Origin of the sequence: Rhodococcus sovatensis, assembly GCF_037327425.1 — a bacterium.
GTDB lineage: Bacteria > Actinomycetota > Actinomycetes > Mycobacteriales > Mycobacteriaceae > Rhodococcoides > Rhodococcoides sovatense.
In genome coordinates, this window is record NZ_CP147846.1 from 833,439 (window position 1) to 846,451 (window position 13,013).

General features: G+C 61.9%; 12 protein-coding genes and 1 pseudogene. 6 read left to right on the top strand and 7 right to left on the bottom strand.

The window, feature by feature from the left end; all coding sequences use genetic code 11:
* The first annotated feature begins 72 nt into the window (after nucleotides 1-72).
* Complete coding sequence (locus tag WDS16_RS03945) at nucleotides 73-984, top strand: bile acid:sodium symporter family protein (protein ID WP_338890671.1); 912 nt, start codon at nucleotides 73-75, stop codon at nucleotides 982-984.
* Here WDS16_RS03945 and aztA read toward each other — a convergent pair.
* The gene (gene aztA, locus WDS16_RS03950; protein WP_338890672.1) at nucleotides 947-1,591 is read right to left on the bottom strand and encodes a zinc ABC transporter ATP-binding protein AztA; all 645 of its coding nucleotides are present in this window, start codon (nucleotides 1,589-1,591) and stop codon (nucleotides 947-949) included. The genes WDS16_RS03945 and aztA overlap by 38 nt on opposite strands.
* A 21-nt stretch (nucleotides 1,592-1,612) precedes the next feature.
* Between aztA and aztB the strand changes: the two genes are divergently transcribed.
* The 4 genes from aztB to aztD all read left to right on the top strand — a co-directional run bounded on the left by aztB (nucleotide 1,613) and on the right by aztD (nucleotide 6,089).
* Nucleotides 1,613-2,479: a zinc ABC transporter permease AztB gene (gene aztB, locus WDS16_RS03955; protein WP_338893238.1), complete on the top strand. Its 867-nt coding sequence runs from the start codon at nucleotides 1,613-1,615 to the stop codon at nucleotides 2,477-2,479.
* Between the two features lie 94 nt (nucleotides 2,480-2,573).
* Nucleotides 2,574-3,785 carry a hypothetical protein gene (locus tag WDS16_RS03960; protein ID WP_338890673.1) on the top strand — a complete coding sequence of 404 codons (1,212 nt, stop codon included), beginning with the start codon at nucleotides 2,574-2,576 and terminating at the stop codon, nucleotides 3,783-3,785.
* Nucleotides 3,782-4,678, top strand: a complete 897-nt coding sequence (gene aztC, locus WDS16_RS03965) for a zinc ABC transporter substrate-binding protein AztC (RefSeq protein WP_338890675.1) — start codon at nucleotides 3,782-3,784, stop codon at nucleotides 4,676-4,678. The genes WDS16_RS03960 and aztC overlap by 4 nt, the downstream gene beginning before the upstream one ends.
* Nucleotides 4,679-4,877: 199 nt before the next feature.
* Nucleotides 4,878-6,089, top strand: a complete 1,212-nt coding sequence (gene aztD / locus WDS16_RS03970) for a zinc metallochaperone AztD (protein ID WP_338893239.1) — start codon at nucleotides 4,878-4,880, stop codon at nucleotides 6,087-6,089.
* A gap of 93 nt (nucleotides 6,090-6,182) precedes the next feature.
* Here the strand turns inward: aztD and ehuA are convergent, their stop codons facing one another.
* From ehuA to WDS16_RS03995, 5 genes and pseudogenes are all read right to left on the bottom strand, one after another.
* A complete protein-coding gene (ehuA, locus tag WDS16_RS03975) occupies nucleotides 6,183-6,944 on the bottom strand; it encodes an ectoine/hydroxyectoine ABC transporter ATP-binding protein EhuA (RefSeq protein ID WP_338890676.1) in 762 nt (253 codons plus the stop codon).
* Nucleotides 6,945-6,968: 24 nt separating this feature from the next.
* Nucleotides 6,969-7,896 (bottom strand): annotated as a pseudogene (locus WDS16_RS03980) (IS5 family transposase).
* A 46-nt stretch (nucleotides 7,897-7,942) separates the two neighbouring features.
* Nucleotides 7,943-8,587: an ectoine/hydroxyectoine ABC transporter permease subunit EhuD gene (gene ehuD / locus WDS16_RS03985; protein WP_068374061.1), complete on the bottom strand. Its 645-nt coding sequence runs from the start codon at nucleotides 8,585-8,587 to the stop codon at nucleotides 7,943-7,945.
* Nucleotides 8,584-9,315, bottom strand: coding sequence for an ectoine/hydroxyectoine ABC transporter permease subunit EhuC (gene ehuC / locus WDS16_RS03990; protein WP_338890679.1), 732 nt, complete (start codon nucleotides 9,313-9,315; stop codon nucleotides 8,584-8,586). The genes ehuD and ehuC overlap by 4 nt, the downstream gene beginning before the upstream one ends.
* 23 nt (nucleotides 9,316-9,338) lie before the next feature.
* Entirely contained in the window at nucleotides 9,339-10,229 is an 891-nt protein-coding gene (locus tag WDS16_RS03995) for an ectoine/hydroxyectoine ABC transporter substrate-binding protein EhuB (RefSeq protein WP_338890680.1), read from the bottom strand.
* A 348-nt stretch (nucleotides 10,230-10,577) separates the two neighbouring features.
* On the opposite strand from WDS16_RS03995, the gene WDS16_RS04000 reads away from it, so the two are divergent.
* Nucleotides 10,578-12,173: an ABC-F family ATP-binding cassette domain-containing protein gene (locus WDS16_RS04000; RefSeq protein WP_338890682.1), complete on the top strand. Its 1,596-nt coding sequence runs from the start codon at nucleotides 10,578-10,580 to the stop codon at nucleotides 12,171-12,173.
* A gap of 3 nt (nucleotides 12,174-12,176) precedes the next feature.
* Here the strand turns inward: WDS16_RS04000 and WDS16_RS04005 are convergent, their stop codons facing one another.
* On the bottom strand, nucleotides 12,177-12,989 hold the full coding sequence (locus WDS16_RS04005) for a thioesterase family protein (protein ID WP_338890683.1): 813 nt from the start codon (nucleotides 12,987-12,989) through the stop codon (nucleotides 12,177-12,179).
* Between the last annotated feature and the right edge of the window lie 24 nt (nucleotides 12,990-13,013).

The following is a 13,013-nucleotide window of genomic DNA, read 5'->3' on the forward strand; positions in this document are numbered from 1 at the left end:
CCGGTGGGAAAGCCCTCTGTTCGCCGCGCTCGGGGGAGCGGCCGAGGACTGCAATGCCCCGATGGAGAAGCGATGGACGACTCGGCCCTGATTACGACCGGATTGCCGATCGCGCTCGCCGTCATCATGTTCGGTCTCGGGTTGTCCTTGACCATCGACGATTTCAGGCGTGTCACACGGTCACCCAGAGCCGTCGTAGTTGCGCTGGCGCTGCAGATATTCGTTCTACCGCTCGTCGCATTCGGGTTGATCAAGGCCTTCGATCTGGACCCGCTGCTAGCCGTCGGAGTGATGTTGCTGGCAGCATCCCCGGGCGGAACCACCGCCAATCTCTTCAGTCATCTCTTCCGCGGAGACGTCGCGCTCAACATCACGTTGACCGCCGTCAACTCGGTGTTGGCAGCGGTGACCATCCCGGTGATCACCAACTTTGCGATCGCGTACTTCGACGCGGAAGGTGAACTCGGCCTGCAGTTCGCCAAGGTCGCGCAGGTCGTTGCCATCGTGCTCATTCCGGTTGCCATCGGCATGTACGTTCGACACCGGTCGACGCAGTTCGCGGAACGCGCCGATCGACCGGTACGAATTTTCTCGATAGCAGTCCTGGTCGTCGTCTCGCTGGGCGCACTACTCGGTGAACGCGAAAATATCGGCGAGTACCTGCAGAAGGTCGGATTGGTGACCGGCATCTTCTGCATTGTCAGCATCACCATCGGTTACGCCGGAGCCAGGCTGCTCAGGCTCAACGAACGACAGGCCATTGCCAGCTCAATGGAGGTGGGCATCCACAACACCACCGTCGCACTCACCGTGGCGTTGAGCGTGCTCGACAGCACCGAGGTCGCGATTCCCAGCGCCGTCTACTCGGTATTCATGTACATCTTCGCTACGGCCTTCGGCTACCTGATCACCAGCAAGCACAGGCGGTCTCGCAGTCGAAGGTCCATCAGTGAACCCACAGGATCTCTCCCCGCCCCAGAGTGATAGTGGAGTCGGCTCGGCGCGCGTCGTCGGCGTCGTGAGTGGCGACGACCACGACCGCCCCGCGGCTTACCTCGTCGTCGACGATGCTGTTGATGATCTCGCGGGCTTCGGCGTCGAGACCCGTAGTCGGTTCGTCGAGTAGGACGAGCTCGCCGTTCTCGACGACTGCCTGAGCGAGGAGCGCGCGTTGACGTTGGCCACCGGAGAGCGTGGACAGTCTCCGTGACCGCAGCTCGGTGAGCTTCAGCCGTTGGATCGCGTCGTCGACTGCTCGGCGATCGTCAGCATTGGCGCGTCCGAGAATTCCACGCCGCGGCCAGGTGCCCATCGCGACGATCTCGCCGACGGTCAGGGCCATACGGTCGTTGACGTCGCTTCGCTGCGGGACGTAGCTGACTCGTCGTGCGCCTGTTCGGACAGTGCCCGACGACGGTCGGACGATCCCGGCGAGCGTTTGGAGGAGGGTCGATTTGCCGCACCCGTTGTGGCCGACGAGTGCGGTTACCGTGCCGGGGCGGAAGGTTGCAGACACATCCTGCAGCGCGAGGGTGGATCCGTACTGGACGGACAAAGACGCCACAGACACCGATTCGCTCACGACAATCATTATCGCATAGTGTTCGTCGACGTGGACTGGCTACTCGACCCCTTCGCTGTTTCGTTCGTGCAGCGCGCCCTGTGGGCAGGCATGCTCGTATCGATTCTGTGTGCGCTCGTCGGCACGTGGGTTGTGTTGCGCGGGATGGCATTTCTGAGCGATGCCGTCTCGCATGGGATGCTGCCCGGGGTTGCGATCGCGTACCTGATGAGTGCGAATCTACTGATCGGGGCGGCCCTGAGCGCAGTGGTCATGATCGGAGGCGTGGCCTGGGTGTCACGCAACTCGACGCTGACCGAGGACACCGGTATCGGATTGCTGTTCGTGGGCATGCTCGCCCTCGGCGTCGTAATCGTCTCGCGCGCCAGATCTTTCGCGGTCGACCTGACGTCGTTTCTCTTCGGCGACGTATTGTCTGCGACGACCGCGGACCTGGTGTTTCTTGCGGTTGCAGCGGTGGTTGCGCTGGTGGTGTCGGTTGTTGCATACAGGCCGTTCGTTGCCCTGGTGTTCGACGAGCGGAAGGCGCAGACCTTCGGGTTTCGGCCCCGGCTGGCGCACATCGTGCTGCTGGCGCTGGTAGTGCTGGCGGTGGTGGCGTCGTTCCGGATCGTGGGAACGTTGCTGGTCTTCGGACTCCTCGTCGCACCCTCGGCAACTGCCTACCTGTTCGGGCGGTCGATCGTGCCGTCGATGGTGCTCGCCACGCTGTTCGGATGGTCGGCCACGGCGATTGGGCTCGTCGTGTCGTGGAATGCGAACACTGCTGCGGGCGCCACGATTGCGGGTCTCGCGGTGCTCCAGTTCTTCGTCGTCGCGGGGGTCAAATCGTCCAGGGAGGCGCTGTGGGGGCGCGCTTCAATATCGAACGGCTCGTTCGGTCCCAGTCTGAGGTGACCCAATGAGACATTCGGTCCAACCGGGTGCGCAACACCCGTATCCCATGCCTTAACATTAACGATAATCGTTATCGTTGCGGATTGGGGAGTGTGTGTACACGCGCAAGTGTGTTCTGGCTGTCGGCGTGGTTGTGTTGACGGTCGCAGGATGCAGCAGTGACAACTCGGCCGATGAATCGGAGGTGGGAGCGTCACGTGCGGGCAGCGACCTGGCCGCCGAAGCCGGTTCGACGGAAGTAGAGGGACCAGAGCCCAGGCTGGTGGTATCCGACGCCGACTCCGGGCGTATCGAGGTGATCGACCTTGCGTCCGAGGAGTCCGTACACGCATTCGACGTCGAGAACCCGTCGAGCATCACGACGATCAATGGTCGCTACGTCGTGGCCACCGACGACGATCGTGCAACTCTGCTCGATCCGGGCTCGTGGACCATCGAACACGGAGATCACTCGCACTCCTACATCAAGGATCCGGTGAGGATCGGTGAGCTCGAGGGGGCCGAACCCGCCCACGTCATTGCCGGTGATCGAAAGGTTGCGGTGTTCTTCGACGGTGCGGGTGCCGCCGATGCCGTCGACTTCGACTCGCTGAGCAAGGGGGAATCGACCGTTGCGACCACGCTGGAGGTCGACCCCCACCACGGCATCGCCGTCCCACTCGCCGATCACTTCGTCGTCTCGACCGGGGGCACCGAGGAGGATCTGCCATCGGGACTCGAACTGCACGACGCTGCAGGTGAATTCGTCAGGCTGCTCGACGGAACCTGCCCGGAGATGCATGGTGAGGCCGTGTTCTCGAACTACTTCGTCGTTGCGTGTGACGACGGAGTCCTGAAGGTCGACGCAGATTTCACGACCACGAAGATCCCCTACCCGCCGATGGCGACGAGGGCGTGGTCGTTCGCGCACGGTTCGCGAGGCTCTCTTGTCGCCGCTCCGACAACCGGCGGAGTTCTTGTGCTCGACACCAGGTCGGGGGAGTGGGTGCAGGGTCATACCGCTGACGAAGCTGTATCGACGGGAGTGGCGAGCGACGGAAAGTCGGTGTTCTCGCTCCAGCGCGACGGCACCTTCCGGGTGTTCGACGCGGTGACGGGCGCGGAAATCTCGTCGACGCCGGTCCTTGCAGCACCCTACGACGACGCCGATCCGCAGCCGACCATCGAGGTCGGTGGCACCCGCGCCTACGTCTCCGATCCAGCAGGGAACGCCGTCGTCGAAATCGACTACCGCGACGCGGGACGAATTGCTCGAACGTTCGAGCTGGGATTCTCGCCGGATTCGATCGCTGTGGTCGGATCGTGAAAAGGCTCTTGCTGCTTGTGCTTCCAGTGTTGGTCGTCATCGTCGGTTGCTCCGATACGAGCGGATCGGACACGCCGACGATCGTGGTGACGACCAACATCCTCGGTGATATAACGTCGAACATCGTCGGGGATCAGGCAGAAGTGTTGGTGTTGATGCCTCCCAACTCCGACCCGCATTCGTTCGAAATTTCGGCGTCCGAAGCGGCGCGCGTCCAATCCGCGGACCTGATGGTCGTCAACGGTCTCGGACTCGAGGAGGGCGTTGCCAACACGATCGATGCGGCACGTTCGGAGGGTATTCCGATCGTCGAGGCCGGACCGGCAGCAAACCCCATTCCGTACACGACCGGGCAGTCGTCCGGCGCCGCCGACCCGCACATCTGGACGGATCCGGAGCGGATGCGTAGCGTCGTCGCGCTGATCCGCGACGCGATCGACACCAATATCGATGGTGTGAACGTCGATGCGGCTGCCGCCGAATATGATTCGAAGCTGACCGAGTTGGATCGAACGATGACACAACGGTTCTCGGTGATACCTCCGGGGCACCGCACCCTGGTGACCAACCATCACGTGTTCGGCTATCTCGCTGATCGGTACGACTTCGAGGTGATCGGTGCGGTCATTCCGAGTGGAACGACGCTGGCCTCTCCCAGTGCGTCCGACTTGTCCGATCTGGCCGGTGCGGTTCGTGACGCCGGAGTGCGAACGATCTTCGTGGACTCCTCGCAACCCGACCGTTTGGCCCAGGTGATGGCATCCGAAGCAGGCATGGACATCGACGTCGTGAAGCTCTTCACCGAGTCGCTGGGTGACGAGACTTCGGGGGCCGCGACGTACCTGGAGATGATGGCGTTCAACTCGGCGGCGATCACCGCCGGCCTGAACTAGGGCGCCGGCCCAGTGCCCGAGGGGGGCTCCGCCCCAGTGCCCGAGGGGGGCTCCGCCCCAGTGGCACGGTTAGGTGTCCTCTGGTGCACTCTTTCGTGCCACTGGGGTGAAACCCCTTGTTGAATATGCGATTACACATGCAATTGTGCGTACTTGCAGCTTTGACAAGGGATTACGTGTGCCTGTACTTCTTTGGAGCATGAAGACCACTCACTCGTATCGAACACTCGGCGCGGTTGTCGCGCTGGGCACCTCGGTCGCCCTGCTCGCAGCCTGCGCGTCCGACACCACTACTGAATCGGCTGCCCCCGAAAGCAACTCGGCAGCAACACCGCGAATCGCTACCAGCTATGACGGCGGAGTCCTGATTCTCGACGCGAAGACCCTGGAGACCGTCGAGGATGTCACCGGCATCGAAGGCTTCACCAGAGTGAACCCGGCCGGCGACGGACGGCACGTATTCATCAGCGGCTCAGGTGCATTCACAGCGCTCGACACGGGTACCTGGACCGAGGATTCGAAGTTCTACACCTCGACTCCTGCGTTGACCGACATCGCATTCGACGCCACGACCCCCGGGCACGTCGTTCGGCACGACGGCAAGACCGTACTGTTCGACGATGGAACCGGTCTGGTGCAGACGTTCGAGTCCGCCGCTCTGCTCGACGGCAGCACGCCCGAGGTCGAGACGTACACCACCCCCGAAGCTCATCACGGTGTCGCAGTGGAGCTCTCGGACGGTTCGCTCGTGACCACTGTCGGGAACGAGGATGAGCGTACCGGCATCGTCGTACTGGATGCGGATCGCAACGAGATCGCCCGCAACGAGGACTGCCCGGGCGTCCACGGTGAAGCGGTCGCGGCGAACGAGACCGTCGTCGTGGGTTGCGAGGACGGTGTCCTGCTGTACCGCGACGGCGCCATCACCAAGGTACAGAGTCCGGACCCCTACGGCCGCATCGGCAACCAGGCGGGCGACGAGGATTCACCCGTTCTGCTCGGTGACTACAAGGTCGATCCCGACGCCGAACTCGAACGCCCGACGCGGGTATCCCTCATCGACACTGCCACCAACCAGCTCTCTCTCGTCGAACTGGGCACCAGCTACACCTTCCGCTCTCTCGGCCGAGGCCCGGACGGCGAAGCCATCGTCCTCGGAACCGACGGCGCACTTCACGTAATCGACGTCGATACCAAGGCCGTCACGCGGACGATCCCAGTCGTCGACGCCTGGGAAGAGCCGGCGAAGTGGCAGGAGCCGCGGCCGGCGCTGTTCGTTCAGAACGGAACCGCCTATGTGTCGGACCCGGCCGAGAATGCAGTCCACGCTGTCGACCTCGCCACCGGAACGATCTCGGCCACCGGCCAGCTCGACCACACCCCCAACGAGCTCACAGGTGTGACGGGATAGCTCCGTCAGCGGCCGTAACCCGGGCGCAGCGGCTACTACCGCTGCGCCCGGGGTCCCGACGTGTCAAGGTTGAACTACCGGGAATCTTGACGACTATTCCGCCAGAACAGCTTTCAGGAACCTCTGAGTGCGCTCCTGCTGCGGATTGCTGAAGATGTCCGTGGGTGTGCCCTCCTCGAGGATCTTGCCCTCGTCGAAAACCAGGACACGATCGGCGACGTCGCGCGCGAATCCCATTTCGTGCGTCACGATCAACATCGTGATATCGGTGGTGTTGGCGATGGTCCTGAGGATGTCGAGTACATCTGCGACGAGTTCGGGATCCAGCGCTGAGGTCACCTCGTCGAGCAGCAGGATGTCCGGGTCCATGGCGAGTGCCCTGGCGATCGCCACTCGTTGCTGCTGACCGCCCGAAAGTTTGGTTGGGTGGCTGTTCTCCTTGTCGGACAATCCGACTGTCTTCAGAAGTTCCCGAGCCCGCTCGGTGGCATCGGTTTTCGACTTGCCCAGCACGTGGACAGGCCCCTCGGTGATGTTCTGCAGAACTGTCATGTTGGGGAACAGATTGAACTGCTGGAACACCATGCCAATCTTCGTGCGGACCGCCCGGAGGTGCTTCTCCGACGCCGCGACGAGTTTGTCGCCCTTCCGCTGATGGGTCAGCGGCTCGTCCTCGATCCAGATGACACCGTCGCTCACCTTCTCGATGGTCATCAGCAGGCGCAGAATTGTCGTCTTACCGGACCCGCTGGGGCCGATCAGTGCAACGCGTTCGCCGCGCGCGACCTGAAAATCGAGATGGTCGAGGACGACGTGGTCGCCGAACTTCTTGACGACCTTGTCGAACCGGATCATCGGCTCTTCACTAGAGCGTGTCTCTTAAATTGGGTCCGTTTTCGTTTTCATCGCCGGGCGGTGGTTGTGGTTGCGGGAGTGCAGAACTGCCGCGCACAGGACAACGCCCCCGAGGAATGTCATGGCGTACTTGTCATATCGAGTGGCCACACCACGCCACTGTTTGAGCCGCCCGAAGCCACGCTCGACGGTGTTGCGGTGCTTGTACATCGTCGGATCGAAACCCGGTGGACGACCACCGGCGGACCCCTTGTCGGCCCGTCGCTGCTTCTGGTCGCTGCGCTCGGGAATGGTGTGTTTGATCTTGCGGCGACGCAGTTCGGTGCGGGTACTGGGATGGGTGTACGCCTTGTCGGCGAGCAATCGGTAGTCCTGGTCCCCACCGGCAGCTCGGTGGGCATCGAGCAACGGCACCAACTGTGGATTGTCCCCGGCTTGCCCACCGGTCAGCAGCATCGTCACCGGCGAGCACGTCAGGTCGGTCAGTGCATGGATCTTCGTGGTGAATCCTCCGCGAGATCGACCCAACGCGTGGTCAGCGGGTTCGTCGACGGATTTCTTGTAATTCGACAAGGCCCCCTGTGAGAGTGTCGGCTCGCGCACCGGCCGCATGCTGATGCGCCCGGACGCTGGTCGAGTCGATCGAGAGCACCGCCCCGATATCGCCGTCGAGTTCTTCCGGGTCGAGACCGAACACCTCGGCCACCGCGGCAAGCATCTCGTCGTAGGTGCCATCGAAGGACCATCGGTGGTGGCGTTTCCACACCGTCTGCCACGGACCGAAGTCCTCCGGCAGATCTCGCCACGGACACCCGGTACGGAATCGGTATGCGATGCCCTCCAGAATTCGCCGGTGCTCGGCGAACCGCCGCCCACGTTTTCCCACGTCGGTGGGTATCACTGGCTCGACGATCTCCCAGAACTCGTCACTGATCACTCCCACGCGCGTCATCGAAATATCATCGCTGACAGCACCTCTCAAATTTGGGAGACACGCTCTAGTAGGCAAGGGACTTCTCCAGTCTTCTGATCAAGATCGATGTCGGGTAGCTGGCCAACAGGAAGATGACGCCGGCCATCGTGATCGGTTCGAGGTACTGAAACGTACGAGCGCCGTATTGCTGCGCGGCGGTCACCAGTTCCACGACGGTGATCGCGAACAGGAAGGGTGTGTCCTTGAACATCGAGATCGCGTAGTTGCCCAGGGCGGGCGTCGTGCTTCTGATCGCCTGTGGAAGTACGACGGCTCTCCACGTCCGCGTGCTGGGCAGCGACAGCGCAGTTGCAGCCTCCCACTGACCGGGTGGCACCGCGTCGATGCCAGCTCGGTACACCTCTGCCATGTACGTCGAATAGTGGATCCCCAGGACGGCGATACCGATCTGAAGTGCTGAGAACTGTGGCAGCAAGTAGTACGCGAACAGCAGCTGCACTATCAACGGGGTCAACCGAATGAACTCGGTGACCATCCTGAGTGGAACCGTGACGATCTTCGGTCCCGCATGACGAATGACTGCGATCACGAGACCGAGAACGGCCGCGACGACAAATCCGATGACGGTTGCCAGGAGGGTGATCTTGAAGCCCTCCAGCAAGAAGGGAAGGGAATCGAAGGCGCGATCCCAGCTCCAGTTGGCGGTCATCGACCCACCCCCACGTTCTGATCGATCCGCTCCGGGCGCAGGCTCAGTACTTCACGTAACGACGGCCCGCTTCCGAGGCGCCCCTTGGCACGGACCTCGAGCACGTTCATGAACAACGTGAGGATGTAGGCGATGACGAAGTAGAGGATCAAGCCGATACCGAACGCGAACAACGTATCGCCCGTTCCCCGACGCAGCTGCTCGATCTGATAGGTCAGATCCTGCAGTAGGACGAAACTCGCCAGAGCACTGCCTTTGAGAAGTTGGATCAGCAGGTTCGTGAGCGGCGGGATCATCTGCACCCAGGCTTGAGGAAACACGACCCGGTGCAAGCGTTGCCACGCGGTGAAGTTCAAGGCGAGTGCGGCCTCCCACTGCGGCTTCGGAACTGCGGCGATCGACCCCCGGACGACCTCGGCACCGTAGGCGCCGTAGTTCAACCCGAGGGCCAAGATTGCGCAGAACATCGAGTCGAGTTGATAGCCGAGTAGCGGCAACACATAGAAGAGCCAGAACAACTGCACGAGCAGCGATGTCCCGCGGAAGAACTCTACGACGACGCGCGACGGTCCGCGTACGTACAGGTGACGGTTTCCGGCCGCGAGTCCGAGGACGATCGCCAACACGAACGCGAGAGCCGCCCCGCCGAGAGTGAGGTAGATGGTGGTGAGCATTCCTTCCTGGATTCGCGGCCACGAATCCAGGAAGGTGTCGATGTTGTCGTTCATGTGAGCTCAGTTCGCCGAACGACTCATCCCTCGCACAGAATTGCGGTGGTCAAGCTCGGGTCGGGGAGTTCCTCAGCAGTGAAACCGAATTCGCCGACTACAGAGAGGTACTCGTCCTCGTCCGAGGTGATCTTGGCGAGCTCCTCGTTGTATGCGGCCAGAAGTTCGGTGTCATCGGTGCGGAAGACCGTGGCACCTGCACCGACCTGCGGTTCGCCGTCGATGGTGGCGACGAACGACTCGGTGACATCGACCGGTGCGTCGGGGTTGTTGGTCTTCATCCAGTTCAACGAAATCGCGGTCAGGGCAAACACGTCGGCGCGGCCCGAGGTCACGGCGTCCATGCCGTCTTGCGGAGACGCGACCTGAGTGCTCGCGATTCCCAATGCTTGGGCGTAATCGGATTCGATGGCACCTGTCATCGTCGCGAGTCGAAGTCCGCTATCGGCGACCGACTGCATGTCGGTCAAACCGGCTGGGTTTCCAGCGGGAACCATCAGCGCCGTCGTGTAATTGAATTCGGGATCGCCGAACGCGGCCTGTTCGCACCTCTGAGGGAGAATGGACATTCCTGCGCTGACCACGTCGAATCTGTTGGCCTGCAAGCCGGGGATCAGAGCGCCGAAGTCGGCATTGACACCCTCGACAGTGTCGATGCCCAGATTCCCGAAAATTCGTTTGTGCAAAGCGATTGTGGCGCCGGTCAATTCACCGTTCTCCTCGAAACTGTAGGGCGCTTCGCCCGCAACTCCGACCGTGATGGTCCCGGCGTCACGGAGCGACTGAAGTCGGTCTTCCCCGTCGGCTGGTGTGGTCGATGTGCACGCAGTGAAGCTTGCGGCAACGAGGGCGGCGCCGCCGAGCACGGTGACAATTCGACGGGTCGAGAAGTTGTTCAGCACGGTATGTGCCATGGGGCCAGGCCTTCCGGTCACTGTCGAGACACTGGTCCGACACACTTCTTCGCGGCGAAGCGTCGTGTCGGCCGGTCGACGGTATTGTTCTGTTTTTTTGCATTTCTTTACCGTCGCCGAACGTAGCACGGTAGACGTACGTGCCATCGGTGAACGGTTCGCCTATGGCCGAGCGAATCTCGGGTTTCGTCCGTGAAACACCACACCAAAGCCCTTTTTTCGGTCCTGGACACGAACACGTAACGATGGTGGCACCGACGTACCGGTGTCGCTGCTGGGGTGCCCGAGGTGCTCCGACGGCTAGAGTGATCGAACCGCAGGCCCCCGCATCCCAGGAGTTGCTTCACCGTGAGTTGGATCCGCTTGAACGACGTCGCCAAGGGATACGACGGCAAGGTGATGCTGCGCGAGGTGTTCTTTCGCCTCGCAGACGGCGATCGCATCGGTCTGATCGGGCGCAACGGCACCGGTAAGACGACACTGCTGCAACTCCTGCTGGGCCGTGAAGCGCCCGACACCGGCACGGTCGATGTGACCGAAGGGGCGCGAATCGGCTACTTTTCCCAGTTCTCCGAACTCGACGGTGATCGCAGCATCCAAGCAGAGCTCGAATCGCTGTTCGGCGCGGTGCACAAGGTCGAACTCGAACTCGCCGAGGTCGAAGCTGCACTCGGCGGCGACCTCGACGAAAAACAGATGTACGCGCTGGTCGATCGCCAGGCGGAACTGCTGGATGCCATGGAGAACAGTGGTGGCTGGACGTACCACCAGCAGATCGACACCGTGCTCTCGATGCTCGGATTCAATGCCGAACGACGCGAACTACCCGTCGGCCGGTTGTCCGGCGGCTGGCGAAATCGCGCCGCGCTCGCCAAGATTCTCATCGAATCGCCCGACGTATTGCTACTCGACGAGCCGACCAACTTCCTCGACGTAGCCGGTATTGCGTGGCTCGAACGGTGGCTCCGCGACTTCCGCGGTGCGCTCCTCGTCGTATCGCACGATCGTCACTTCCTCGAGCAAGTCGTCACCGGTATCGTCGAGATCGAGAACCACCACCTCCAGACGTACGACGGCACCTACTCCGATTACGTTCAGCAGAAACAGTTTCGGCTCAAGAATCTCGAGCGCGAGTTCAGCAACGAACAGCAGCTGTTGGCGTACGAGCAGGAAGCGATCAGTGATCGCAAAGAGGCGGTCAAGAATCCGAGCGGCGTGCTCAAGCGCCGACTCGCGAACATCAAGAAGAGCAAGAACCCCAGGCCGGTCGATACCGTCGTCACCGCAATTTACGGCGGACTGCACGTGCACGACAATTTGGCCGAGATCTCCGGGCTCTCGAAAAGCTATGGTGAACAACAATTGTTCCGTGATGTGTCTTTCAGCATTCACCGGGGCGACCGGATCGCCATCACGGGTCCGAACGGCTGCGGAAAAACGACGTTGGTCGACATCCTCACCGGTGCGGAGCAACCGGACAGCGGCAAGATCAAGTGGAAGACGAAGGCGCCGTCGTTCATCTACTACAACCAGGTGCTTGCCGATCTCGACCTCGACGACACCGTCACCCATTCGGTCAACGCGATGCCCGACAGCCTCGCATTGACTGCCACGAAGAAGGAAGTCAATCGCTTCCTGACGCTGCTGCAGTTTTCCGAGATGGATCTCAAGACGCGTATCGGTGTGCTCTCCGGCGGTCAGAAAGCGCGAGTGGCGTTGGCGCAGTGCCTGTTGTTCGGCGCCGACGTGATCGTGCTCGACGAGCCGACCAACCACCTCGACCTGCAGAGCACCCAGGTCCTCGAGCGCGCTCTGATGGCGTTTCCCGGCGCGGTGATCCTGGTGAGCCACGATCGCTTCTTCGTCGAGAAGGTCGCGTTCCGTCAGCTGTCGTTCGACGGCAAGGGCGGGGTCGAAGAAATTGCCGGCGTTCAGATGGCGTAAGCCTCAGCTCTTGTAGTAGACGACCTGATGGCTTGTGGCCAATAGCTTTTCGTCGCTGCTCCACAGTTCGGCAGACTGGTCGAAATATCCCCGGTGGAAGCGTCGGGACTGGGCGTGCGCGAGTACGAATGAATCGGACTGCGTCTCGAGATCCTCGGCGGTGGCGAAGTAGTGGATAGTCAGTGAGATCGTGCCAGCGGGAACGTATTTGCCGAGCCGCTGGAAGACCCTGGGGTAGAAGATGTCGCACATCGAGGTGAGCGAGGCGAAATCGAGTGCACGCGAGGGTGTGTCTCGGACCCAGAGCGCTATGGCCGAGTCGGGGGATTCCTGTTCGTTCAACGCCCCGGCGGAAAATCGCATCTCGTAGTTTCGCGCCCAGGCGATGAACTCAGGGAGGCCACCGGCCTCGAGTTCGGATGGTGCAGGCACTGACGGCGGCGAGGCTTCGTCGTCGTCCCACGTCTCGCGACGGGTGCCGAACACGGCCGTCGCGCTCGTTGCGACCTCGCCGTTCTGGCTGAGCTCGAGATACCAGTGTTGGTTACTACGGTTCGTGCGCACCGCGCGAGTGGAGATCTCGAACTCACCTTCGGCGACCGGGCCGGCAAAGTTGATGGTCAGCGACACCGGGTCCCCGAGATGGTCCGGATGTTGCTCGACAGCCCTGATGAAGGTCGCCGCGGTGAGACCACCGAACGGGCCGACCATGTTGTTGTAGGGCGCTGACGTGCGGCCCAGGTAGACGCCGGGGGTGATGCTGTGAAGCTCCAACGCGTCGTCGAAGGGGTGGGTCGTGTTCGAAGCCTCATTCATTGCTCTCCCCGTCTGCAGTGGTTC